General features: G+C 63.1%; 26 protein-coding genes. 15 read left to right on the top strand and 11 right to left on the bottom strand.

Going from position 1 to position 24,557, the window contains the following annotated elements; genetic code table 11:
- Positions 1-89 precede the first annotated feature (89 nt).
- From VPH41_RS10860 to VPH41_RS10845, 4 genes are all read left to right on the top strand, one after another.
- Positions 90-1,268 carry an acetyl-CoA C-acyltransferase gene (locus VPH41_RS10860; protein ID WP_328569999.1) on the top strand — a complete coding sequence of 393 codons (1,179 nt, stop codon included), beginning with the start codon at positions 90-92 and terminating at the stop codon, positions 1,266-1,268.
- A gap of 127 nt (positions 1,269-1,395) precedes the next feature.
- Positions 1,396-1,698 carry a Dabb family protein gene (locus VPH41_RS10855; RefSeq protein WP_099377195.1) on the top strand — a complete coding sequence of 101 codons (303 nt, stop codon included), beginning with the start codon at positions 1,396-1,398 and terminating at the stop codon, positions 1,696-1,698.
- An 85-nt stretch (positions 1,699-1,783) separates the two neighbouring features.
- Positions 1,784-2,785 carry an NADP-dependent oxidoreductase gene (locus VPH41_RS10850; RefSeq protein ID WP_328569998.1) on the top strand — a complete coding sequence of 334 codons (1,002 nt, stop codon included), beginning with the start codon at positions 1,784-1,786 and terminating at the stop codon, positions 2,783-2,785.
- A 77-nt stretch (positions 2,786-2,862) separates the two neighbouring features.
- Entirely contained in the window at positions 2,863-3,288 is a 426-nt protein-coding gene (locus tag VPH41_RS10845; RefSeq protein ID WP_328569997.1) for a GNAT family N-acetyltransferase, read from the top strand.
- Positions 3,289-3,406: 118 nt separating this feature from the next.
- On the opposite strand, the gene VPH41_RS10840 is transcribed toward VPH41_RS10845, so the two are convergent.
- From VPH41_RS10840 to ygfZ, 9 genes are all read right to left on the bottom strand, one after another.
- Positions 3,407-4,417, bottom strand: coding sequence for an ABC transporter permease subunit (locus VPH41_RS10840; protein ID WP_328569996.1), 1,011 nt, complete (start codon positions 4,415-4,417; stop codon positions 3,407-3,409).
- Positions 4,418-4,441: 24 nt separating this feature from the next.
- Positions 4,442-5,941, bottom strand: coding sequence for a sugar ABC transporter ATP-binding protein (locus VPH41_RS10835; protein ID WP_328569995.1), 1,500 nt, complete (start codon positions 5,939-5,941; stop codon positions 4,442-4,444).
- A 73-nt stretch (positions 5,942-6,014) separates the two neighbouring features.
- Complete coding sequence (locus VPH41_RS10830; protein ID WP_121669532.1) at positions 6,015-6,950, bottom strand: ABC transporter substrate-binding protein; 936 nt, start codon at positions 6,948-6,950, stop codon at positions 6,015-6,017.
- 63 nt (positions 6,951-7,013) lie between these two features.
- Positions 7,014-7,964: a transaldolase gene (tal, locus tag VPH41_RS10825; protein ID WP_328569994.1), complete on the bottom strand. Its 951-nt coding sequence runs from the start codon at positions 7,962-7,964 to the stop codon at positions 7,014-7,016.
- 6 nt (positions 7,965-7,970) lie between these two features.
- The gene (xylB, locus tag VPH41_RS10820) at positions 7,971-9,452 is read right to left on the bottom strand and encodes a xylulokinase (RefSeq protein ID WP_328570515.1); all 1,482 of its coding nucleotides are present in this window, start codon (positions 9,450-9,452) and stop codon (positions 7,971-7,973) included.
- 31 nt (positions 9,453-9,483) lie between these two features.
- On the bottom strand, positions 9,484-10,491 hold the full coding sequence (locus tag VPH41_RS10815) for a LacI family DNA-binding transcriptional regulator (protein ID WP_328569993.1): 1,008 nt from the start codon (positions 10,489-10,491) through the stop codon (positions 9,484-9,486).
- Between the two features lie 303 nt (positions 10,492-10,794).
- Positions 10,795-11,532, bottom strand: a complete 738-nt coding sequence (locus VPH41_RS10810) for an NRDE family protein (protein ID WP_046682751.1) — start codon at positions 11,530-11,532, stop codon at positions 10,795-10,797.
- On the bottom strand, positions 11,523-11,813 hold the full coding sequence (locus VPH41_RS10805) for a DUF4936 family protein (RefSeq protein ID WP_152280876.1): 291 nt from the start codon (positions 11,811-11,813) through the stop codon (positions 11,523-11,525). The genes VPH41_RS10810 and VPH41_RS10805 overlap by 10 nt, the downstream gene beginning before the upstream one ends.
- Before the next feature lie 7 nt (positions 11,814-11,820).
- Positions 11,821-12,936, bottom strand: coding sequence for a CAF17-like 4Fe-4S cluster assembly/insertion protein YgfZ (gene ygfZ, locus VPH41_RS10800; RefSeq protein ID WP_328569992.1), 1,116 nt, complete (start codon positions 12,934-12,936; stop codon positions 11,821-11,823).
- A 176-nt stretch (positions 12,937-13,112) separates the two neighbouring features.
- Between ygfZ and mltG the strand changes: the two genes are divergently transcribed.
- The 3 genes from mltG to VPH41_RS10785 are packed head-to-tail and all read left to right on the top strand — an operon-like array spanning position 13,113 to position 15,820.
- Positions 13,113-14,099: an endolytic transglycosylase MltG gene (gene mltG, locus VPH41_RS10795; protein ID WP_152255636.1), complete on the top strand. Its 987-nt coding sequence runs from the start codon at positions 13,113-13,115 to the stop codon at positions 14,097-14,099.
- A gap of 35 nt (positions 14,100-14,134) precedes the next feature.
- Positions 14,135-14,776: a dTMP kinase gene (tmk, locus tag VPH41_RS10790; protein WP_328569991.1), complete on the top strand. Its 642-nt coding sequence runs from the start codon at positions 14,135-14,137 to the stop codon at positions 14,774-14,776.
- 15 nt (positions 14,777-14,791) lie between these two features.
- Positions 14,792-15,820, top strand: coding sequence for a DNA polymerase III subunit delta' (locus tag VPH41_RS10785; protein ID WP_152280880.1), 1,029 nt, complete (start codon positions 14,792-14,794; stop codon positions 15,818-15,820).
- Positions 15,821-15,882: 62 nt separating this feature from the next.
- On the opposite strand, the gene VPH41_RS10780 is transcribed toward VPH41_RS10785, so the two are convergent.
- Positions 15,883-16,236: a hypothetical protein gene (locus VPH41_RS10780; protein ID WP_328569990.1), complete on the bottom strand. Its 354-nt coding sequence runs from the start codon at positions 16,234-16,236 to the stop codon at positions 15,883-15,885.
- A 173-nt stretch (positions 16,237-16,409) separates the two neighbouring features.
- On the opposite strand from VPH41_RS10780, the gene VPH41_RS10775 reads away from it, so the two are divergent.
- The 7 genes from VPH41_RS10775 (at position 16,410) to VPH41_RS10745 (ending at position 20,919) form a co-directional block, all read left to right on the top strand.
- On the top strand, positions 16,410-16,796 hold the full coding sequence (locus VPH41_RS10775; RefSeq protein WP_328569989.1) for a VOC family protein: 387 nt from the start codon (positions 16,410-16,412) through the stop codon (positions 16,794-16,796).
- Positions 16,797-16,853: 57 nt separating this feature from the next.
- The gene (locus tag VPH41_RS10770) at positions 16,854-17,486 is read left to right on the top strand and encodes a carbonic anhydrase (RefSeq protein WP_287772398.1); all 633 of its coding nucleotides are present in this window, start codon (positions 16,854-16,856) and stop codon (positions 17,484-17,486) included.
- Positions 17,487-17,578: 92 nt separating this feature from the next.
- Complete coding sequence (locus VPH41_RS10765; protein ID WP_077404693.1) at positions 17,579-18,358, top strand: TatD family hydrolase; 780 nt, start codon at positions 17,579-17,581, stop codon at positions 18,356-18,358.
- Positions 18,359-18,374: 16 nt separating this feature from the next.
- Positions 18,375-19,025 carry an ankyrin repeat domain-containing protein gene (locus VPH41_RS10760; RefSeq protein ID WP_328569988.1) on the top strand — a complete coding sequence of 217 codons (651 nt, stop codon included), beginning with the start codon at positions 18,375-18,377 and terminating at the stop codon, positions 19,023-19,025.
- A gap of 260 nt (positions 19,026-19,285) precedes the next feature.
- Positions 19,286-20,209 (top strand): methyltransferase domain-containing protein, encoded by a 924-nt coding sequence (locus VPH41_RS10755; RefSeq protein ID WP_152280884.1) that lies wholly within the window; start codon positions 19,286-19,288, stop codon positions 20,207-20,209.
- 100 nt (positions 20,210-20,309) lie between these two features.
- Complete coding sequence (locus VPH41_RS10750; protein WP_092708370.1) at positions 20,310-20,558, top strand: hypothetical protein; 249 nt, start codon at positions 20,310-20,312, stop codon at positions 20,556-20,558.
- 163 nt (positions 20,559-20,721) lie between these two features.
- Positions 20,722-20,919 carry a hypothetical protein gene (locus VPH41_RS10745; RefSeq protein ID WP_034784591.1) on the top strand — a complete coding sequence of 66 codons (198 nt, stop codon included), beginning with the start codon at positions 20,722-20,724 and terminating at the stop codon, positions 20,917-20,919.
- Positions 20,920-20,984: 65 nt separating this feature from the next.
- On the opposite strand, the gene VPH41_RS10740 is transcribed toward VPH41_RS10745, so the two are convergent.
- The gene (locus tag VPH41_RS10740) at positions 20,985-22,103 is read right to left on the bottom strand and encodes a phospholipase A (RefSeq protein WP_226940961.1); all 1,119 of its coding nucleotides are present in this window, start codon (positions 22,101-22,103) and stop codon (positions 20,985-20,987) included.
- Between the two features lie 274 nt (positions 22,104-22,377).
- Between VPH41_RS10740 and fusA the strand changes: the two genes are divergently transcribed.
- The gene (fusA, locus tag VPH41_RS10735) at positions 22,378-24,486 is read left to right on the top strand and encodes an elongation factor G (RefSeq protein ID WP_328569987.1); all 2,109 of its coding nucleotides are present in this window, start codon (positions 22,378-22,380) and stop codon (positions 24,484-24,486) included.
- Positions 24,487-24,557: the final 71 nt, after the last annotated feature.

Genomic DNA, 24,557 nt, shown 5'->3' with positions numbered 1-24,557 from the left:
AACGACCGTACTTAAATGTGCTATTCTGATTCCGCAGATCGACCACTGACCACTACTGACCATATAACATTCCCACAAGGAGACACAGCATGAATGAAGCCGTCATCGTATCGACCGCCCGCACGGGTCTGGCCAAGTCCTGGAAGGGCGCGTTCAACATGACGCATGGTGCCACCCTGGGCGGCCATGTACTGGCGGCCGCCGTCGAGCGCGCGCGCATCGAGGCGGACGAAGTGGAAGACGTGCTGGTCGGTTGCGCCTTTCCCGAAGGCGCCACGGGCGGCAATATCGCGCGCCAGGTGGCGCTGCGGGGCGGCTGCCCCGTCACCACGGCCGGCATGACCGTCAACCGTTTCTGCTCGTCGGGCTTGCAGGCCATCGCCCTGGCGGCGCAGCGCATCATTGCCGGCGAAGGCGATATCTATGCGGCGGGCGGTGTGGAATCGATTTCCTGCGTACAAAATGAAATGAACACGCATATGTACCGCGAGGTCTGGCTGCAGCAGCACAAGCCGGAAGTGTACTGGCCCATGCTGCAGACGGCCGAAACGGTGGCCAAGCGCTACCAGATTTCGCGCGAGCGCCAGGACGTGTATGGCGCGCAAAGCCAGCAGCGTGCCGCCGCGGCCCAGGCGGCCGGCCTGTTCGACGCGGAAATCGTGCCGATGACCACCATCATGGGCGTGGCCGACAAGGCCAGCGGCATGCTGGTCTCGCGCGAAGTGACGATCTCAAGCGATGAAGGCATCCGTGCCGACACGACGTACGACGGTGTGGCCAAGATCCGCCCGGCCATCCCGGGCGGCGTCATCAGCGCCGGCAACGCCAGCCAGTTTTCCGATGGCGCCTCGATGGCCATCGTCATGAATGCGAAAGTGGCCGAAGCGAAAGGCTTGCAGCCGCTGGGCATCTTCCGCGGCTTTGCCGTGGCCGGCTGCGAACCCGATGAGATGGGTATCGGCCCCGTGTTTGCCATCCCGAAACTGCTGAAAAAAGCGGGGCTGACGGTGGCCGACATCGGCCTGTGGGAACTGAACGAAGCGTTTGCCGTGCAAGTGCTGTATTGCGCCGACACCCTGGGCATCCCCATGGACCGCCTGAATGTCAACGGCGGCGCGATTGCCGTCGGCCACCCGTACGGCGTGTCGGGCGCGCGCCTGACGGGCCACGCCTTGATCGAAGGCAAGCGCCGCGGCGTCAAATACGTGGTGGTGACCATGTGCATCGGCGGCGGGCAGGGCGCGGCCGGCCTGTTCGAAGTGCTGTGATGTTTGCGTGAACCCAGTCTGCGGGCGGCTTCCAGGGCCGCCCGTTTTACTTTCCGGCCCGCTTCCTGCAAGGCGCGCCGATAGCGGTTACAGTAATGCTTCATTGATAAACAACCAGCCTGCCACCATGATCAAGCACATCGTTTTCTGGAAACTGTTAGACCACGCCGAAGGCGCCGACCGCGCCACGAACGCCTTGAAACTGAAAGCCCTGCTCGATTCCTGTTCCGACCTGGTGCCCGGCATCCTGAAATTCGAGGCGGCCGTGGCCCAGCCCGGCCTGGAAGCCACCTACGACATCGTGCTGTACAGCGAGTTTGCCAGCCGCGAAGCGCTCGACGCCTACCAGAACCACCCCGAGCACGTGAAGATCAAGCCGTTCTTTGGGGCAGTTCGGGAAGCCAGACAATGTATGGATTATGAGATTTAGTCGTTACGCATCAGACACCCGGGGTCAGACCCGGCGGGTCTGACCCCAGCCTTCCGCTGATCCTATCTATTGATAAGGAGCATTCATGACCACCTACCAACGCATCGTCCTCGCCTCGCGCCCCGCCTCCAATGAGGAAGTGCAGCCGGCACATTTTCGCCTGGAAACCAAAGACATTCCCGCCATTGCGGAGGGCCAGTTGCTGGTGCGTAACCAGTATCTGTCGCTCGATCCGTATATGCGGGGGCGCATGAGCGCCAACAAGAGCTATGCGGCGCCGCAGGAGCTCGATGAAACCATGATCGGCGGCACAGTGGGCGTGGTGCTGGAATCGAAGCATCCGAAGTTTGCCGTGGGCGACATGGTGGTGGGCACCCTGGGCTGGACGGAAGTGGCCGTATCGGACGGCACCATGCTGCGCAAGGTCGACACGACGCACATCCCTGCCTCCGCCTACCTGGGTTCCGTGGGCATGCCCGGCATGACGGCGTGGTATGGCTTGAACCAGATCATGGCGCCGAAAGCGGGCGAGACGGTGGTCGTGTCGGCGGCCAGTGGTGCCGTGGGCAGCGTGGTGGGGCAGCTGGCAAAGCTGAAAGGCTGCCGGGTCGTCGGCATCGCGGGCGGCGCGGAAAAATGCGCGTACGTGGTCGATGAACTGGGTTTCGATGCCTGCATCGACTACAAGGCGGGCAATCTGGTGGCTGACCTGGCGGCAGCCACGCCGGACGGTATCGACGCCATCTTTGAAAACGTGGGCGGCGCCATCTTCGATGCGGCGCTGGCGCGCACCAATGCGTTTGGCCGCGTGGCCGTGTGCGGCTGGATCGCCGGCTACAACGGCGAGCCGACGCCGCTCGACAATGCGCGCCTGATCCTCACCAACCGCCTCACCGTGCGCGGTTTCATCGTTTCCGAGCAGCCCGAATTCTGGCCGCAGGGATTGGCGGAACTGGGCAGCCTGGTGGCGACGGGCAAGCTGAAATTCCGCGAATCCGTGGCCGACGGCCTGGCCAGTGCGCCCGAGGCTTTCATCGGCCTGTTGAAAGGCCGTAACTTCGGCAAGCAGCTGGTGAAGCTGACTTGAATCGGCTGGGCAGAGTGTCCTGCTAAAGCAGGGCAGGCCGTGCGACAATAACGGCCTGTCTTTTACTACTGCCTACCATGACCAAGCACACCATCCGCCTCGGCGACTGGGCCACCCTGGGCCCTGACGCCACCGCCATCCGTTTTGAAGTCTTCGTCGATGAACAGAAAGTGCCGGCCGAGATCGAACTCGACGACATGGACGCCGTCTGCCTGCACGCCGTCGCCTATGACGATGCCGGCAATGCCATCGGCACGGGCCGTTTATTGCCCGACGGCCACATCGGCCGCATGGCCGTGCGCCTGCCGGGCCGCGGCACGGGCGTGGGCGGCGCCATCTTGACCTTGCTGATGGAAAAAGCGCGCGAACGGGGCGATGCCGCCGTGGTCCTGAACGCGCAAACCGTGGCCGCGCCATTCTATGCGCGCCACGGTTTCGTGCAGCAGGGGGAACAATTCGAAGAGGCGGGGATTGCGCATGTGGAGATGCGGCTGGTGTTATAGGCCTTGCTTCAGGTGTTGTCGGATTACGGCCTGCGGCCTAATCCGACCTACGCCGACCTGTTACGGCTATGGTAGGTCGGGTTAGCGCGCAGCGCGTAACCCAACACCACCAGCACAATCAGTTTTGTGCGTGCGACTGGCGCCATTTATCCAGAATGACGGCCAGCACGATCACGACACCCTTGGCCACATACTGCCAGAACGACGACAAGCCCAGGATCGTCAAGCCATTGTTCATCACGCCGATGATCAAGGCGCCGATGACGGTGCCCCAGACGGAACCCACGCCGCCCATCAGGCTCGTGCCGCCGAGCACGACGGCTGCAATCGCGTCCAGCTCATAGCCCGTGCCCCAGTTGCCGTTGGCCGCATACAGGCGGCTGGCCGACATGGCGCCGCCCAGGCCTGCGAACAGGCCGCTGATCGTGTAGACAAACATCAGCACGAGGCCGACCTTGATGCCCGTCAGGCGCGCAGCCTGGATGTTGCCGCCGACGGCGTAGATATGCAGGCCCAAGGTGGTCTTGCGCAGGATGAACCACGTCAGCACGACGACGGCCGCGGCCAGCCAGATCAGCCAGGGCACGGCCAGGAAGCTGCCGTTGCCCATCCATTCGAAGCTGGGGATTTCCGTGTTCAGCACGCTGGTGCCGTCCGCCAGCAGGTAGGCCGCGCCGCGCAGAGCCGTCATGGTGCCCAGGGTGACGACGAACGGGTTCAGGCCGACGAGGGCCACCAGCACGCCATTGAGCGCGCCCAGCAGCAGGCCCACGATCAGGAAGGTGGGAATCGAGAAGCCGGCAAACTGGGCCGACAGCGACATCAGCATGCCCGCCACGGCCGAGACGGCCAGCACGGAACCGACGGACAAATCGATGCCGCTGGTCAGGATGACGAAGGTCATGCCGGACGCCAGCACGATGTTGATCGACACCTGGCGGAAGATGTTCATGGTGTTGTTGCTGGTCATGAAGGTGGACGTGCCGTCGGCCGAGAAATACACGGTCAGGCCGTACATGGCCAGGTACAGCACCACCAGCACGGGCAGCATGCCCAGGCGGCGCATCATGTTCGAGGCATTGAAGGGTTCGCCGGCGCGCGCGGCGCCGCGGGTGGTAGTCGTTGTCATGTTAAATCTCCTGAATGATTATTTTTATGCCGCTTCCAGCTGGGTGGCATAGGCGAGGATGTTTTCCTGCGTGATGTCGTCGCCCGTCACTTCGCCCGTCAGGCGTCCCTCGCACATCACCATCACCCTGTCGCAGATGCCGACCAGTTCGGCCAGTTCGCTGGAAATGCACAGCACGGCCGTGCCCGCATCGGCCAGCTGGTGGATGATCTTGTAGATTTCGCTCTTTGCGCCCACGTCCACGCCCCGCGTCGGTTCATCGAGGATGAGGACCTTGGGCGCGATGGCCAGCCAGCGTGCCAGCAAGACTTTCTGCTGGTTGCCGCCCGACAATCCGCCCACGATGCCTTCGGGCCCCGATACCTTGACGTTCAGGTTGCTGATCGCTTCGCGCGTGAGCTGCGTCAGGGCGCCGCGGTTGACCACGCCTGCAGTGGAATGCTTGGAGAGGATATTCATCGACATGTTTTCCATGGCCGACAATTGCATGAACAGGCCCAGGCTCTTGCGGTCCTCGGGCAGATAGCCGATGCCGTGGCGTATCGCCGCCAGCGGCCGCTGGATATGCACTTCCTGGCCATCGAGCCATACTTGCCCCGATTGCTTCTTGTCGGCGCCAAAGATCAGGCGCGCCAGTTCCGTGCGGCCCGCGCCCACGAGACCGGCCAGGCCCGTCACTTCGCCCGCATGCAGGGAGAACGAGGCGGGCTTGACCTTGCCGCCGCCCACGTTTTCCACGCGCAGGCGCTCGGCGCCCCGCGTGGTGCGCCGCTGGTGCGAATAGAAGTCGTCGGCGGGGCGGCCCACCATCATTTGCACGACTTTCTTTTGATCCAGTTCATCCTTGCCCAGCTCGCCTACATAGGCGCCGTCGCGCAGTACCGTGATGCGGCGCGCCAGGCGCTCCACCTCGGCCATGCGGTGGCTGATGTACAGCACGGCCAGGCCCTTGTCGCGCTGCTCTTCGATGATGCGGAACAATTGTTCTGTTTCCCGGTCGGACAGGGCGGCAGTGGGCTCGTCCATGATCAGGATGCGGCTTTCGTGCACGAGGGCGCGGGCGATTTCCACCTGCTGCTGCTCAGCAATCGACAGGGTGGACACCATGGTGTCCGCGTCGAAGCGGGAGCCGAGGTCGGCCAGGATGGCGTTCGTGCGCGCGCGCATCTCGCCGCCCTTGACGGTCCAGAACGGTCCCTGCGGCTCGCTGCCCATGAAGACGTTCTGCGCCACCGTCATGTTCTTGGCCACGCTCAGTTCTTGGTAGATCAGGTTGATGCCCAGCGCGCGTGCCTCGCCCGGGTTGCGGATCCTGATCGGCTTGCCGTCGAGGATGATTTCGCCCGCGTCAGGCGTGTACACGCCCGACAGAATCTTCATCAGGGTACTCTTGCCGGCGCCGTTCTCGCCCATCACGGCATGGATTTCGCCGCTGCGCACCGTCAGGTGCACGCCGCGCAGCGCGCGCGTGGCGCCAAAGCGCTTCTCGATGCCGCGCATTTCAAAAATAATATCGTCGCTCATGACTGTCCTTCCTTGCTGGTGAAACTGGCGCCGCCTGATCGCAGGCGGCGCCACGTGGTTCAGGTCAGGCAGATCAGTTCTTTACCCAGCCCGTGTAGGTGGCGACGTTTTCCTTGGTGATGGCCGGCGTCGGCAGCAGCACCATCGTTTGCTTTGGCGTGCGGCCATTCATGATGTCGTAGCCCATCTGCACGGCGTCCGTGGCCATGCGGTACGGGTTTTGCGCCGAGGTGGCGGCAAACAGGCCGGCCTTGTTTTTCAGGGCGTTCTGGCCATCGGGCGCGCCATCGACGGCCGTGATCAGTTTCACGTCCGTGCGCTTCGATTGCTTGATCGCCAGTTCGGCGCCGATGCCCGTCGGATCGTTGATGGCGAACACGCCGTCGATCTTCGGATGGGCCGTCAGCAGGTTCGACATCACGGTCATGCCGCCGTCGCGGCTGCCGCCCGCGTTCTGGTTGTCGGACAGGATCTTGATATCCTTGAACGCGGCCAGGGTTTTCTTGCAGCCGTTGACGCGGTCGATCACGGACGTGACGGGCGGACCGTTCAGGATCACCACGTTGCCCTTGCCGCCGATCTGCTTGGCCAGGTAGGCGCACGACACGTCGCCCGCCATGGTGTTGTCGGACATCACGGTGGCCGACGCGCCCACGGCGCCCACGTCGACGGCGATCACGACCACGCCCGCATTGCGCGCTTTCTTGATGGCGGGCGCGATGCCCTTGGAATCGACGGCGTTCAGGATGATGATGTCGGTCTTGTTGGCGATGAAGTTCTCGATCTGGTCCACCTGGGTGTTCAGGTCATACTTGCTGGAAACAGTCGTGACTTTCACGCCAGGGCCGCCCAGCTTTTTCGCGCTTTCTTCCGCGCCGCGGCCGATAGCGACAAAAAACGGGTTGGCCAGGTCGCCCACGCTGACGCCGATCGATTTCAGCGGTTTGTCGGCGGCGAAGGCGCCGCAGGCGGCGGACAGCAGCAGGGTGGCGGTAATGACTTTTTTCATGAGGATCTCCAAGGGTTTTTATTGTAAAAACAAACGGTGCTGCGGGTGAAAACCGGGTTGAACTTAGTGACTGCGCAATTTCTCGATCATGGCGTCCAGCTTGCCCGCATCGATGGCAAAGCCGCGGATGCCTTCGGCCAGCTTTTCGGTCGCCATCGCATCGTCGTTCAAGGCGTAGCGGAAAGCCGCTTCGTCGTACGTGACGGCCGGCTGCGCCGCGCCCAGGTCGCCGCCCAGCGCGCGCTCGAATGGCGCATCCGAGGCTTCCAGCTTGGCCAGCAAATCGGGGCTGATGGTCAGCAAGTCACAACCGGACAGGGCCGTGATCTGGCCCACGTTGCGGAAGCTGGCGCCCATCACTTGCGTGGCGATGCCATGTTGCTTGTAGTAATTGAAGATGCGCGTGACCGATTGCACGCCCGGATCGTTGGACAGGCTGCGCGCCGCTTCGTCCCATGCCGGACCTTGCGACTTCTTGTGCCAGTCGTAGATGCGGCCCACAAACGGCGAAATCAGGCGCACTTTCGCGTCGGCGCAGGCGACGGCCTGGCAAAACGCGAACAGCAGGGTCAGGTTGCAAAAGATGCCGTCCGCTTCCAGTTCGCGCGCGGCCTGGATGCCTTCCCAGGTGGCGGCGACCTTGATCAGCACGCGCTCGCGGTTGATACCTGCCGCTTCGTACAGGGCGATCAGACGGCGTCCGCGGGCCACGGTGGCGGCACGGTCAAAGCTCAGGCGGGCATCGACTTCCGTCGACACGCGGCCCGGCACGACCTTCAGGATTTCCAGGCCGAAGCGCACCAGCACCTGGTCGACGATATCGCCGAGCGAGGCGCCTGGATGGGCGGCGACCGTGCTTTCCAGCAAGGGCGCGTAATCGGGCTGCAGCACGGCTTTTAAAATCAGCGACGGGTTGGTGGTGGCGTCTTGCGGCGCGAAACGGGCCAGTTGCAGGAAGTCGCCCGTGTCGGCGACGACGGTGCTGTGTTGCTTCAATTGTTGCAGTTGATTCATTGCTGCTTATCCTTCGCTAAGTTGGTGCAAGGCTTGCACGGCAGGAAACAGGCTACGGTATCGGCCGTAGCGGAGGCTCAAGGCTGCGCTGTGCGCGGCATCGGGCAGGAAAGTGTTTTTGACGGGCAAGCCGGTGGACAGCAGCTGGCGCTGGCCGATGGCGGCAAAGCCCAGCTTGGCCGCGCCCAGGCTGGCTGACAGTTCGCTGTTGTGCAAGGTGCGCATTTCGCAGCCCAGCACATTGGCCAGCAGTTGCGCCCAGTACTGGCTGCGCGCACCGCCGCCCACCAGCATGCAGTGGGGTACGACGGCGCCCGTCGAGGTGACGGCCGCCATGGCGTCGCGCAAGGCAAAGGCCACGCCTTCGAGCACGGCGTAGCCCAGCTGCGCGGGCGTGCTGTCGTGGCCCAGCTGCAGGAAGGCGCCGCGCACTTGCGGGTCGTTGTGCGGCGTGCGCTCGCCCGACAGGTAGGGCAGGAACAGGGGCGCCGATGGCGCGACGGGGACGTCAAACGGCAAGCCCGCTTCCACCAGTGCCAGCAGGGACGCCTCGTCCGGCTGGCCCAGCACGCCAGTCGCCCAGCGCAGGCAGCTGGCGCCCGACAGGATTGCGCCCATCGCGTACCAGCGGCCGGGCAGGGCGTGGCAAAAGCTGTGCACGCCGCCGGCCGGGTTGCCCAGCGGCGCTTCCGTCACGCTGACGATGGCGGCGCTGGTGCCCAGCGAAATGAAACTGTCGCCGCCGTTGACGGCGCCGATGCCCACGGCCGAGACGGGATTGTCGCCGCCGCCGCCTGCCACCACCACGCCAGCGGGCAAGCCCAGCTGGTCGCCGATGGCGGCCAGCACGGTGCCCGTGGCCGCATCGCCTTCGGCCAGGGCCGGCATCTGCGCCAAGGTCAGGCCGCAGGCAGCCAGCATGGGGGCGAACCAGGAACGCTTGGCTTCGTCCAGCCACAGGGTGCCGGCCGCGTCGGACATTTCGGTCACTTTTTTGCCCGTCAAGCGCAGGCGCAGATAGTCTTTCGGCGACAGCACGCAGGCGATGGCAGCAAAGGCGGACGGCTCGTGCGCTTGCAGCCACAGCAGTTTCGGCGCCGTCAATCCCGCCATGGGCAGGCTGCCCGTCACGTCCGCGTAGGCGGGATAATCGCGCGCCAGGGCGGCCGCTTCGGCCTCGGCGCGCGCATCGTTCCACAGGATGGCGGGGCGGATCACGGCCTCGTCCAGGTCGAGCAGCACGGCGCCATGCATCTGGCCCGACAGGCCGATGCAGGCGATCTGCGCATACTCCTGGGGCCAGCCGGCGCGCAGCTGGCCCAGCGCCTTGATGCAGGCGTCCCACCAGTCCTGCGGCGACTGTTCGGACCAGCCTGCCTGCGGGCGGCTGGTGGCGATGCGCACGGAAGCCTGGCCGCGCACGCTGCCTGCGCTGTCCATCAGCACGGTTTTCAGTTCGGAGGTACCGAGGTCGATACCAAGGGAAATTGCTGGATGCATGAGTATGTACGGTAAAAGGTCAGGGGCAGCCGCAGGAATTGCGTACGCGCAAGGCCGGCGACAGGCGCTGCACATGCTGGGCGCGGCCCGGGTTGGCGATACGTTCGATCAACAGGTCGACGGCCATGGCGCCCAGCTCTTCCAGCGGCTGGGCCATCACGGTCAGGCGAGGGCTGAAATAATCGGCCCAGTCGAAATCATCGAAGCCGGCCAGCGCGACGTCTTGAGGTACCGCAATGTGCGCGTCGCGCAAGGCATGCATGGTGCCGATGGTCATCAGGTTATTGCCGGCAACGATGGCCGTAGGGCGCTTGTCCGATGGCAAGGCCAGCAGTTCGCGCGTGGCCGCGCCGCTGCGTTCCAGGTTGGAGTCGCCCGAGCGCAGCAGTTCGGGATCAAAGACGATGCCGGCGCGCTGCAAGGCCAGGCGGTAGCCGTCGATGCGCTCGTCCGTCGTGGACAGGCCCGGTGCGCCCGCGATGAAGCCGATGCGGCGGTGGCCGTGGGCGGCGATCAGATGGCTGACCAGCTGCGCCGTCGCCTCGATGTTTTCCACGCCCACCTGGTCGAACGGCTGGGGCGACATGCGGTCGACCAGCACGGAAGCGATCTTGTTGCCGGTCAAATAGTCGAGGGTGCGGTTGTGCGCGTCGCCCGACGGCGCCAGCACGATGCCGTCGACCCTGCGCTGGTGCAAGTTCTGCACCACTTTCAATTCCTGCGCGGGATCGTCATGCGTATCGGAAAACAGCATCATCAAGCCGTGGCGCGTGCAGGCTGCCTCAATGGCGCGCACGGTTTCGCTGAAGTAATGATTGGTGAAGGCGGAAATGGCCACGCCGATGGTGCCCGACGACGAGCCGGCCAGCGCGCGCGCCAGCATATTGGGTACATAGCCGATCTGCTGCATGGCCGCGTTGACGGCGGCGACGGTTTTCGGGCTGACCTTGCGGGTGCCGTTGAGTACGTGCGAAACGGTCGACAGCGATACGTCCGCCGCCCGCGCTACATCTTCCATGGTGGCCATGGTGTCTCCTGATGGTGTTTTTTTATTCTTATGTGCTGCGATTGGATGCGGCTGTGTCGCCGCGTTGGAATCCATCGTAAACAAAAGAAAGCGCTTGCGCAAGCGCTTTCTTTTTTTGTGCGCATGGATGATGGGTGAATTTTTTAGGGGGCAGGGAAGCTTGCGCAGGCCGGATCGGCGCGCCAACGGCGCGCTGATCCGGCATCGGGACGGCGGTGATGCCGCTGGAGTGGGGTGGGTGGTGTCGGCTTACGCGCTGCGCGCTAACCCGACCTGCCTGACCTTGCCTGGTGCAAGGTGGCGTTACTGAATCACCAGCTCATGCAATTCGCCGGGCGAATCGGGGAAGAGTTTCACGACGGTGGATGTGCGCGTGCCGTAGCCCGGCGTTTCGATGCAGACGGCGGACAGCACGCGCTCGAGGTCGAGCGGCACGCCCGTGTCTGGCAAGCGGAAGTCGGGTGCGCGCGTGGTGTCGGCCAGCATGTCGAAATACGCTTCGTCGGGCGCACCCTGGCACAACAGGCTGGCGAACTGGGCCTTGGTTTTCAGCACCTTCGGCCACGGCGCGTCCAGCAGGGCGTTCGACAGGCCGTAGATGCCCGGCTCCAAAGGCTGGCCATTGCGCGCATCGCCATCGCCCCGGTTGGAAAACCAGATCAGGGTATCCGCATCGCCCAGCACCAGGTTGAAGCCGTTGTAGGCCCCGCTGCCGGGACGGATTTGCGCGATGTAGTCTTGCGGCGACATGTTGCCTGCCAGATAGTCGGCCACCAGGGCGCCGCGCGAGGGAGCGTCCGGATTGCGGTCTTGCGGGCTGCGGATGTTGGTGATGGCGGCAAAGCGCGAACTGCCGCTGCCCGCCTGGGTGATGCCCATCCAGCTGCCGCCCGCCTGCAGGTCGCGGCCCGCATACACTTGCGGGTGCTCGGGCCAGGCACCGGCGGGGGCGCTGGCGCGTTCATAGAATTCGTCGCGGTTGGCGGCGGCAATCAGCGGGATGTGCGGATTGACTTTCCAGGCAAAAACGATCAGGCACATGGAGGCAAATCCATGAACACTTCCGTATGGCGCGCGCCGGCCGTCAGGGCCAGCAAGCCTGCCTCGTCGGCGGCAGCGGCCAGCAAGTCCGCAAAACCTTCGCCCACGACGGGATAGATTTCCATCCACGTCTGCAAGCCATCCTTGCTGTCAGGACGGCGCTTCAGTTGCGGCGCCACGCCGGAAGCGGCTGCCAGCTTCGCCTGCATGGCGCGGACCCTGGCTTCCAGCGCCTGGGCGTGCTCTTCTTTGACTTGATAATAGATGTACAAATCTTTCATGGCATTCTCACAAGTCGAGTGCGTCGAGCACGTAAGGCATGGGCAGGAAATGCACGCTGGCGCCCTGGGCCGAGCCGTAGCGCACGGCGCCGGCGGCGCTTGAACCTTCCGCTATCGCCCCCAGCTTCATCTCGACGAGGGCGTCGATGCCGCCGGCGCCGTTCGGCGCGGCGTTGACGACCATGCCGCAAGGCTGGTCCGGGTCGCTGACGGCAAACAGTTCGCCGCCCGCCACGGCTGCCGCATCAGCGATGCTGACGAGCGTGGTGCGGCGCTTGAGCTTGCCCAGGTACTGGCTGCGGGCGACGATTTCCTGGCCCGGATAGCAGCCTTTCTTGAAATTGACGCCGCCCAGCAGTTCGAAGTTGACCATCTGCGGCACGAATTGTTCTTGCGTGGCGGCCGTGATTTGCGGGATGCCCGCATGGATGTCCGACAATTGCCAGGCGTCATAGCCGCCCTTGGCTAGCTGGGCCGTCAATTGCGGCCACGCGTCGCGCGCCGTGGCGGCCGACGTCAGCCATTCATAGCGGGCGCTGCCGAACGCGTCGGCCACGCGCAGCAGGGTGCCGGATGCGTGCTCGACCTTGTTGAACGGCGCGGCGGGCAGCACGGGGAACCAGGCGGACAGGGCGGCGGTGGCTTGCTTGCCGCCCAGGCCCAGGATGACTTGATTGGCTTCATCGCCGCTCGCATCGTGCAGCTTGGCCTTGGCGCGCAGCACGAACATCTGCAAGCGCTTCTGGATGGCGGGCTGTATGGCGCGCGGCAATTGCAGATAAATGGTGGTGGCATTGCGCCACATCAGGAAACTGGCCAGCAACCGGCCTTTCGGCGTGCAGTAGCCGGCCAGGCGCACTTGCTCCTGGCTCAGGTGCTCCACATCGTTGGTCAGCTGGCCGTGCAGGAAACTGGCCGCATCGTCGCCATGGAGGCCGATCAAGCCCTGGTCCGTGATGGCCGCGACAAAACCGTCTTGCAGCTGGGGCACTGTCAGGGACTGGCCAAAATCATGGATGGGGGCGGCGGCGATGGGAGCGCCGCTGTCAGGCGCGCCATCGGTGGCAACGGGGCGGGCGCCTTGGGCTGTTAAAAATTGATTCCAGTTATTCATAATTTCCATTAGATCAGCGATTAAGCATTATCATTACGGGTTCATTATAGTGATGTCGCGCAGTTTGCGTCGGCAGCGGCAAGATTGCCAGTGTTGGCGCCGCTTTGCGCGCACTTGCTTCACAAATGAACGATCATAACAAGCGGGCGCTGCCCATCAGCGACCGCATCACAAGAATCGGAACAATGGCTTTCTTTAAAAAACTTGTAGTCAGTTCAGTCATCGCCGCCATCGGCGCCGGTGGTACTTTTGTGTACTGGGCGCAGCAGCCCATCACCACGGAAGGCGACGCGATCCCGTTTACGATCAGCCCGGGCAGCGGCGCGCATGCGGCCGGCCAGCAGATCGCCGATGCGGGCGTGCCCATCGTGCCTATCCTGTTCAACCTGCTGGCGCGCATCGAAGGCAAGACGTCGAAGATCAAGGCCGGCTCCTACGAATTGAAGCCCGGCACGACGCCGCAGCGCCTGATCACGCAGCTGGCGCGCGGCGAGTTCGCGCAGGAGTCGCTGACCATCATCGAAGGCTGGACGTTCAAGCAGATGCGCCAGGCGATGGCCAATCATCCCGGCCTCAAGCACGATACCGTGGGCCTGTCCGACAGGGAACTGATGGCGAAGATCAGCCCCGAGTTCGTGCTGCCGGAAGGGCTGTTCTTCCCGGACACGTATCTGTTCGCCAAGGGCGCCAGCGAAATGCAGATCTTCAAGCAGGCGCACACGGCCATGATAGGCCGCTTGTCCGAAGCGTGGTTCAAGCGCGATCCGGCCCTGCCGTATAAAAACCCGTACGAGGCGCTGATCATGGCCTCCATCGTGGAAAAGGAAACGGGACAGAAATCCGAGCGGGCCATGATTGCGGGCGTGTTCGTCAACCGCCTGAAGACGGGCATGCTGCTGCAGACGGACCCGACCGTGATCTATGGCATGGGCGACAGCTACCAGGGCAAGATCCGCAAACGCGACCTGGAAGCGGACACGCCGTACAATACCTACACGCGCGGCGGCTTGCCGCCCACGCCGATCGCTCTGGCCGGCGCGCAATCGCTGACGGCGGCGCTGGCGCCGGCCCGCACGCAGGCCCTGTATTTCGTGGCGCGGGGCGACGGCACCAGCCAGTTCTCGGCCAACTTGCCCGACCATAACCGCGCCGTGAACCAGTATCAGCGCTAATTGCCGGCATTCATCATCACCAGATTAAGAGTTTCATGACACAACACTATCAACCGCGCTTCATCACCTTCGAAGGCATCGATGGCGCGGGCAAGTCGACGCATATCGGCTTTGTTGCCGACTACCTGCAGCAGCGGGGCGTGGCCCTCGTCTCGTCGCGCGAACCGGGCGGCACCAGCCTGGGCGAAAAGCTGCGCGAACTGCTGCTGCACGAAAAGATGCACCTGGAAACGGAAGCCCTGCTGATGTTTGCCAGCCGCCGCGAACACATCGCGCAAGTCATCGCGCCCGCGCTGGAGCGGGGCGAGTGGGTCATTTCCGACCGTTTCACCGATGCCAGCTTCGCCTACCAGGGCGGCGGCCGGGGCATGGACCTGGGCAAGATGGAAGCGCTGGAAGCGTGGGTGCACCCGCACCTGCAGCCGGACCTGACGTTCCTGTTCGACGTCCCCCTGGAAGTGGCCCGTGCCCGCCTGGACGCCACGCGCGCGCTCGACAAGTTCGAGCAGGAGCAGGCGGACTTCTTTGCCGCCACGCGCAACGAGTATCTGCGCCGCGCCGCCCAGTTCCCCGGGCGTTTCCGCATCATCGATTCCACGCAAAGCATTGCTGACATTCAAGTACAACTCGCGCAACTGCTTGATGTGTTACTTGAGAAAAGCGTTACAACATGCTGATTTACAAAGGATAAAATGACCAGTTCTCTCTATCCTTGGCAGCAGGACGCCTGGCAACAATTGCAAGCCTTGCGCCCGCGCATGCCGCACGCCATCCTGTTCCATGGCGCGCAAGGCATCGGCAAGGCCGACTTCATCGAGCACTTTGCGCAGGCGCTGCTGTGCGAAGACGTGCGTCCCGATGGCCATGCCTGCGGTGCATGCGCCTCGTGCGGCTGGTTTAGCCAGGGCAACCATCCCGATTACCGCCGGGTCCGTCCGGAAGCGCTGGAAGACGAGGTGGCCGATGACGGCGAAGAGGGCGAAGGCGCGAAGAAAAGCGCCAAGACCAAGACGCCGTCGAAAGACATCAAGATCGAGCAGATCCGCAACCTGGCCGATTTCATGAACATTTCCACGCACCGGCAAGGCTTGCGCGTGGTGGTGCTGTATCCGGCCGAGGCGCTGAACACGCCCGCCTCGAACGCCTTGCTGAAGACCCTGGAAGAGCCGCCGCCGGGCACCTTGTTCCTGCTGGCCTCAAACAGCCTGGACCGGTTGCTGCCGACCATCCTGTCGCGCTGCCGCAAGTTCGCCCTGCCCATGCCCAGCCACGAGCAGGCCCTGGCCTGGCTCAAGGCCCAGGGCTTGAACGACGCGGACAGCTGGCTGCGCGAGCAGGGCGGCGCGCCGCTGGCCGCGCTGGCCCAGTCCGAGTCGGGCGGGCGCGAAGAAACGGAACAATTGCTGCAGGTGCTGGCCAATCCGGGCGTGGAAGCGGCCCTGAAGGCGGCCGACAAATTACAGAAGTCTCCGCTGGCGCCGCTGGTGGCGTCCCTGCAGCGCTGGCTGTACGACGTGTTCTCCGTCAAGCTGTCGGGCACCATCCGCTACTACCCGCGCCACCGGCGCGAGCTGGAAGCGCTGGCCGGACGCATCAACGTCAGCCGTCTGATGGCGGCCATCAAGGCGGCAAATGAGCGCCGGGCCATTGCCGAGCACCCCTTGTCGCCCAAGCTGTTCCTCGAGGACATGCTGCTCGACTACGCATCCAGCTGTCAATAGAATCAAGCACTTGCATCATCAAGTTGATGTTGATTGTATGATTCTTGGTGCGGGCGAATGACCTAGCCGCAGGCGCGCGTGCAGCTGCGGTACTGCACTTCACACGCTTGCTGGCGTTCGGCGCGCCGGGCGCGCAAGGCCTGGGCTTGCGTGGGCTGCAGCTGCTGCGACTGGGGCCCCGTTTCCCGGCTGGCGGCAGCGTAGGGGTTGCTGCTGGGCTTCATCAGCAGCATGGGGCTGCTGTCGTCTTCCGTGGCGCGCTCCACGTGCGCACGGCAATCCTGGCGCGCCGACGCACACACGGGCGCGCACAAGCCGCTGTCGGGGAGGGCCCTGGGCACGTCGCGCTTGTCTTGTGCGTGCGCGCTGTGGGCCAGGCAGGCCAGCAGTATCAAAGGGCTGGCAATTTTCAGCATGTACACTCTCCATGGTTCCGCGCGCAACCCCATGGCCGCGCACCGGCCGCCAACTATACATCTTGATAACGTTTTTGCCTACCGCGCCATGGCCGATTGCCATGCCCGGAGCCTGGTGTTACAGTCAGCGCACTGGATAACCTCGCGGGCAGCGTCCCGCCACGGAGGCGTGCATGAAACGGGTCACTGGCATCGGCGGCATCTTCTTCCACGCGCAGGATCCGGCCGCATTGCGCGCCTGGTACCAGCGCCATCTGGGCCTGGACGTACAGCCCTGGGGCGGCGCCGCGTTTACCTGGACGGACGCCGACGGCCAGCTCACGGCCGGCACCACCATCTGGTCCGTGGCGGCACAGGACAGCGAGCAATTCGCGCCCGGCAAGGCCGCCTTCATGATCAATTACCGGGTCGATGACCTCGATGCGCTGCTGCAAGCCCTGCGCGACGAAGGCTGCAATGTGCTGGACAAGGCGCCCGATTCGGAATACGGCCAGTTCGGCTGGGTCATTGATCCGGAGGGCAACAAGGTGGAGCTGTGGCAGCCGCCAGAAGGACAATAGGCAGGGCAGGCGCCAGATCAGCGATAATACGGGTTCAGATAACCATCTTATTTATTTATGCGCGACATTATTGCTGGCTTCCTACGCTTCCAAAAAGAGGTTTTTCCCACGCGCCGCGAGTTGTTCAAGACGCTGGCCACGGGACAGACCCCCAAAGCCCTGTTCATTTCATGTTCCGACAGCCGCATGGTGCCGGAACTGGTGACGCAGCGCGAGCCGGGCGAGCTGTTCGTGATCCGCAACGCGGGCAACATCGTGCCGTCGTACGGCCCCGAGCCGGGCGGCGTGAGCGCCACGGTCGAATTTGCCGTGTCCGCCCTGAACGTGACCGACATCGTCATTTGCGGCCATTCCGATTGCGGCGCGATGAAGGCGATTGCCACCTGTGCCTGCCTCGACCACATGCCGGCCGTGCGCAGCTGGCTGCACCATGCCGATGCGGCGCGCATGATCAACGAGTCGATCGACCATCCGACGGAACAGTCGCGCATCGACGGCATGGTGCGTGCCAACGTGGTGGCGCAACTGAATAACCTGCGCACCCATCCTTCGGTGGCCCTGGCCATGGCGCAGGACCGCCTGACCCTGCACGGCTGGGTCTACGACATCGAGAACGGCTCCCTCGATGCGCTCGACGAGTCGACCGGCAATTTCGTGCCGCTCGCCGACCATCCGGCCTCCCAGGTCTAATCGGCTGCCAGCAGTTGAACCGCCTCGGCAGGGGTTGCGCGGCGCAGCCGTTCCCCTGCCGGTTTTTCCCCGCTCCGGTACAATCCCGCCTTATGTATATCGATTCCCATTGCCATATCAATTTCCCCGAGCTGGCTGCTCGCATGCCCGAAATCCTCGCCAAGATGGCCGAGAACAAGGTGACGCACGCGCTGTGCGTGTCCGTCGACTTGCCGGACTTCCCGCAGGTGCTGGCCCTGGCCGAGCAGTATCCGCATATTTTTGCATCGGTCGGCGTGCATCCCGACTATGAAGACACGCCGGAACCGTCCGTGGAAGACCTGGTGCGCCTGGCCGACCATCCGAAGATCATCGCCATCGGCGAGACGGGCCTCGACTATTTCCGCCTGACGGGCGACCTCGAATGGCAGCGCGAGCGCTTCCGTACCCACATCAAAGCTTCAAGAATCACGCGCAAGCCCTTGATTATTCACACAAGAGCGGCCAGCGAAGACACGATACGCATCATGCGCGAAGAGGGCGCGGGCGTGTCCGACGGCGGCGTGGCCGGCGTCATGCATTGCTTTACGGAATCCCTGGAAGTGGCGCGCGCCGCCATCGACATGGGTTTCTATATTTCGTTTTCCGGCATCGTCACGTTCAAGAGCGCGAAAGACTTGCAAGCCGTGGCCCTGGAAGTGCCGCTCGAGCGCATCCTGATCGAGACCGATTCGCCGTATCTGGCACCCGTGCCGTTCCGCGGCCGCATGAACGAGCCGGGCTATGTGGCCCACGTGGCCGAATACCTGTCCACCCTGAAAGGCATCCCGCTGGACCAGGTGGCACGCCAGACGACGGACAATTTCTTCAAGTTATTCAATCAGTTGCCATAACTTCTTAAGGTCAGACATGATGAAAAAACTCGCCGTGGCGATGCTGCTGTGCTGGGCTGGCGCCAGCCACGCGGCGCCGGAACCGGACGCCTTCTTCCGCGCCGTGTCCGTCAACAACGCCAGCGGCGTGCGCGGCATGCTGGATGACGGCATGAATCCGAACCAGCCTGACGCGCAGCGGGGCGACATTCCCCTCGTGCTGGCCCTGCGCGACGATGCGGACCGGGTGTTCAAGGTGCTGCTCGACGCTCCCGGCATCGACCTCGAAGCGCGCTCGGCCAATGGCAACACGGCGCTGATGATGGCTGCCTACAAGCACAAGCAGGATGCCGTGCAAGCCTTGCTGGCCAAGGGCGCCAAGGTCAACCAGGGCGGCTGGACGGCGCTCCACTATGCGGCCTCGGCCGGCGACTTGCCCATCATGAAGATCTTGCTGGACCGCGACGCCGTGGTCGATGCGCGCGCGCCCGCCAACATCACGCCGCTGATGTTTGCCGCCCGCGAAGGGCAGGAGGGCGCCGTCAAGCTGCTGCTGTCCTGGGGCGCGGACGCCAGCCTGAAAAGCGATCACGGCTGGACGGCCGTGCAGTTCGCCCAGGCGGGCGACAAGCCTGGCGTGGTGGCCATCATCACGGCCGCCCAGCAGGCGCGCGCGGCACGCAAGTAAATATCTCTTTAGTAATACTTTCCATGCCAGCGCTCAAACTGGCATGGAATTGCCTCTCACCTCAGCCCTTTGTTCCCGCTCCCGATTCACGATAATGATCGTGTCGCATTAATCAGGAGATATCTCGCATGGGCAATCATCACATCAACGTCAGGCGCCGGCTGTATTGTCGCCGCCCCTCGCGCAGCCCGTGCGATATCACTGCTTTCTGGAATGACAAAACCGATCGGCCATCGGAGCCAGACTCCAAGAGGACAGACATGCTGAATGAACGAGAAATCGAGAGTTGTTACCTGGGGCAATTTATCCCCGTCCATTACCACCACAATATGTTGATGGACCAGAACCGCATGCACGGGTTCAAGTCGGCGATCGATTACGCGGTGAAACCCGGCATGAAGGTGCTGGAGCTGGGCGGCGGCACGGGCGTGCTGTCATGGTTTGCGGCCGCGCGCGCCGACAAGGTGTGGTGCGTGGAATTCAATCCGGACATGGTGAAGGAAGCGCGCAAGATGCTGGCGCTCAATCCCAACGGTGAAAAGGTCGAAGTGGTCCACGCGGATGCCTTCGAATACCTGCCGCCCGAGCCCGTCGACGTGGTCATCTGCGAAATGATCCATGTGGGCATGCTGCGCGAAAAGCAGGTGGAAGTGATCGAATCGTTCAAGCGCCGCTACCTGGCACGCTTTGGCGGCCCGCTGCCCATCTTCCTGCCCGAAGCCGTGATCATGGCCGTGCAGCCGATGCAGCAGGAATACGATTTCGAGGGTTTTTATGCGCCCATCGTGCAATTCCAGGAAACCACGGCCATCCACCCGGGCGTGCAGGAACTGGCGCCGCCGTCCGTCTACAGCATCATCGACTTCAGCCAGCCGACGGACAGCGTGTTCGGTTTCGACGGCAAGTTTGTCGTCGAGCGCAGCGGCACCCTGAACGCCTTGCGCTTCGTCACCAAGAACATCCTGGCCGTGGTGCCCGAACGCTCGACCACCATCGACTGGCTGAACCACTACATGTGTCTGCCGCTGGCCGCGCCCGTCGCCGTGAAGGCGGGCGACGTGCTGCAGGTGAGCTTCCAGTACCGCGCGGGCGGTTCGATCCCTTCGCTGGAAGCGTCGATCCGCGCGCAGGTGATCTATGACGTGAACCTGCAGCCGGTGATACAGAACGCGGTGTATGCTTAAGCATCATTAATGTAAAGGCAACGCCGCAGCGATTTCATCCTGCGGCGTTCGTCCATTCAGGGTATATTTCGTCTTTTACCCACTGGACAGCTTTACTATCATGGAACAGATCGATCAGCGTTACCTCGTGCAACAGAACAAAATCAGCGATGGCGAGACCAGGCCGCCCGTGTTTGCCAAGGTAATGCGCAGCAAGGAAGGCGTGTTTGAAGGCGTGTCCTTCATCAAGTCGAAGGACAAGGCCACCGTCATGACCATCGAAGATGCCAACCAGGCCATCAAATGGGCCACCAGCAAGAAGCCGAACGCGCATGAATACGTCACGAAAGTGATTTGCGTCGGCCAGTAAGCGGGCCGCCAACTACCGTTCATCCCCGTTTTTATCCAGTCCATCCCCCCATCCTGCAGTTCATCGCATGGCCGTTGCCGCCGCGCCGGCGCTTTTATATAGTGCTGTCACGGTAGCGGGGCAAGCACGGCTTGCTCCGCACATTTCATTCTGGGGGAACGCGATGCTGGGATTTGTGCTGTGGCTGCTGCTCTTGCTGGTGTGCTGGCCCCTGGCCTTGCTGGCCCTCGTGCTGTATCCGCTGGCCTGGCTGCTGTTGCTGCCATTCCGCTTGATCGGCATCGGCGTGGAAGGCGTGTTCGAACTGCTGCGCGCCATCGTCATGCTGCCGGCCCGCGTGCTGGGTGGCGGCCGGCGCTGAGATTTACTTTCTCGCAATAAAAAATGGCGCCCATGGCGCCATTTTCATTTCCATCTTTGTGCTGCTTACAGGTCGACCATGAAACCGGCGCCGATCGATTTCTGCGAGTAGTTGTAGTCGATCAGGCTCTGGCCATAGCCGGAGAACAGCTGCAGATAGCCTTTCAGGTTGGCTTTCAAGGGGAAAGCCCAGCTGGCCTGCATGGAGCCATGCTTCTTGCTGAAATTGCGGCGCGCCGTCACCGCGTATTCATGGCCCTTGTTGCGGTAGCTCAGGCGCAAGTCGCCATGGCCCATGTAATCGATGATGTCGATATTGTCATTGTCCTTGGCGCTATTGTCGAGACGGTGCCAGACGCGGGCCGTGATGGCCAGATTGTCCTTTTCCATGCCCAGCTCGGCATACACGCGGTTCCAGCTGCGTGACAGGGTCGAGGTCTGGCCATTCGACTGGTGCACGAGGCCGAAGTTCAGGTAATTGAATTCCAAACCAGCCAGATTCTTGTTGATCGGCATGACCAGCATCAGTTCCGGCTGGTAATTGGTCTCGCGGAACGGGCTCGACGCCTTGCGGTTATACGCCTGCCAGAAACTTTGCTGCGTATAGCCGAACCACATGTCGATGGGCGTGCCGGCGATGTCTTCCAGCATCTTCATTTTAAAGCTGAGCTGGAACGTCAATTCCACGTGCTGGCTCTTGATGCCGCCCGGCGTGAAATCCTGGAACGGTTCGTCGTTCGAGGCATCGCTGTAATTGGCCAGCAACAGATAGGTGTCGCGGTGGGGACGGAAGTTGAACAGGCCCCGCTTCGACGCATCGTTGAGTTCCCAGGATTGTTGCGTACGCGAAATCGGCGCTTCCGGCGGCGCCGCGCCAGCCTGCGCGACGGCGGGAATGGCCGCGTTGACCGCTTCTGGCGTGGCCACGCCAGGCGGGCTGACGGGCGTGAAGGGGGCGACTTCGGCGGCGGCTGCCAGGGTCACGGCGGCCGTGGCCGCATCACCGCCGGCGGCGATGGTGGCTTTTTCTGCCGCCTTGGCCAGTGTATCGAAGCAGCCCAGGCGGGCGCTGGCATCGCCAAGCACGGCGCAGCGCTGCATTTGCTGTTCCAGTTCGCCGGCCATGGCCAGCGCCGGGGACGCCAGCAGGGAAGAGAGGATTATTTTTCTTAGTTGGATAGTCATAGGCTGAGTGGGGCATGTCATTCGGTGCGCACCTGGGCTGGCATGCCGGCGGCGTCGCCTTGCACGATATCTCACCGTGCGTCTTGATTCTGATTAATCTTTGTTGAATTAATAGATATGAAAGTATAGCTGAATCTCCTGTTTATCCTGCGCAACGCACGTGCGCGTTAATGTTAGTGTTGTGCGCACGGTAAAAACTGGTTACCGGCAGCCCTGCAAATCGATGTCTGCTACACTGGAAAACCGGGTACCGGGGCTAGCCATGGAGATTGTGATGACCCGCAAAACACCTATCGAGCGCTACCGCAACATCGGCATCAGCGCCCATATCGACGCCGGCAAGACCACCACCACCGAGCGCATCCTGTTTTACACGGGGGTCAACCACAAGATCGGCGAAGTGCACAATGGCGCCGCCACCATGGACTGGATGGAGCAGGAACAGGAGCGGGGCATCACCATCACCTCGGCCGCCACCACGGCGTTCTGGAAAGGCATGGCCGGCAACTTCCCCGAACACCGCATCAACATCATCGATACGCCGGGCCACGTGGATTTCACGATCGAGGTGGAGCGCTCGATGCGCGTGCTCGACGGCGCCGTGATGGTCTACGACGCCGTGGGCGGCGTGCAGCCGCAATCGGAAACCGTGTGGCGCCAGGCGAACAAATACCATGTGCCGCGCATCGCCTTCATCAACAAGATGGACCGGGTGGGTGCAGATTTTTTACGCGTGCGCAAGCAGATCGCCGACCGCCTGAAGGGCGTGGCCGTGCCCATCCAGCTGCCCATCGGCGCGGAAGAGCATTTCACGGGCGTGATCGACTTGCTGAAAATGCGCGCCATCACGTGGGACGACGCCAGCCAGGGCGTGCAGTTCAGCTATGGCGAGATTCCCGCCGAGTTGCAGGCCCAGGCGCAGGAATGGCACGAGCACCTGGTCGAACATGCGGCCGAGGCCACGCTGGAGATGACGGAGCGCTACCTGAACGGCGACACGTTTACGGAAGCGGAACTCAAGCAAGCCTTGCGCGCGCGCACCATCCGCAACGAGATCGTGCCCATGCTGTGCGGCAGCGCTTTTAAAAACAAGGGCGTGCAGGCCATGCTGGATGCCGTCATCGAATACCTGCCGTCGCCGATGGAAGTGCCGCCCATCATGGGCCATGACGAGCACGACAACGAGGTGGAACGCCACCCGACGGACGACGAGCATTTCTCGGCCCTCGCTTTCAAGATCATGACGGACCCGTTCGTGGGGCAGCTGACCTTCTTCCGCGTGTATTCGGGCGTGGTGAACTCGGGCGACATGGTCTACAACCCCACCAAGAGCGCGCGCGAGCGGCTGGGGCGCATCCTGCAGATGCATGCGAACGAGCGCAAGGAAATCAAGGAAGTGTATGCGGGCGATATTGCCGCCGCCGTGGGCCTGAAAGCCGTCACCACGGGCGACACCCTGTGCGCGCTCGACCACATCATCGTGCTGGAAAAGATGATCTTCCCGGAACCCGTGATTTCGCAGGCGGTCGAACCGAAGACCAAGCCGGACCAGGAAAAGATGGGCATCGCCCTGAACCGCCTGGCGCAGGAAGACCCGTCGTTCAAGGTCCATACGGACGAGGAATCGGGCCAGACCATCATGTCGGGCATGGGAGAATTGCACCTGGAAATCCTGGTGGACCGCATGCGGCGCGAATTCGGCGTGGAAGCGAACGTGGGCAAGCCGCAGGTGGCGTACCGCGAAACCATCACGCGCGCGGTGGAAGATATCGAGGGCAAGTTCGTCAAGCAATCGGGCGGACGGGGCCAGTACGGCCACGTGGTGCTCAAGCTGGAACCCTTGCCGCCCGGCACCGGCTATCAGTTCGTCGACGCCATCAAGGGCGGCGTGGTGCCGCGCGAATTCATTCCTGCCGTCGACAAGGGCATCGTCGAAACCCTGAAGGCGGGCGTGCTGGCCGGCTATCCCGTGGTGGACGTCAAGGCGACCTTGACGTTCGGCTCCTACCACGACGTCGATTCGAATGAGAATGCATTCCGCATGGCCGGTTCCATCGCCTTCAAGGATGGCATGCGCAAGGCCCATCCTGTGCTGCTGGAACCGATGATGCAGGTGGAGGCGGAAACGCCGGAAGAGTTCATGGGCAACGTCATGGGCGACCTGACGGCGCGGCGCGGCATGGTGCAGGGCGTCGACGACATTCCCGGCGGTTCGGGCCGCATCGTCAAGGCTCTGGTGCCGCTGGCCGAGATGTTCGGCTATTCCACCACCCTGCGTTCACTGACCCAGGGCCGCGCCACCTACACGATGGAATTCAAGCACTATGCGGCCGTGCCCAAGCATATCCTCGACCAGGTGGCGGCCGCGGGCAAGACGAAGTAACGTCAAGCAAACCCAGAGGCCAAATGCCGGGGTCGTACCCAGCAGGGTACGACCCCGGATGTTGCTGGGGG

The organism is Janthinobacterium sp. P210006 (genome assembly GCF_036231885.1).
GTDB lineage: Bacteria > Pseudomonadota > Gammaproteobacteria > Burkholderiales > Burkholderiaceae_D > Janthinobacterium > Janthinobacterium violaceinigrum.
The sequence above is the reverse complement of the archived record's forward strand: the minus strand, read 5'-3'. Positions and strand labels throughout refer to the sequence as shown.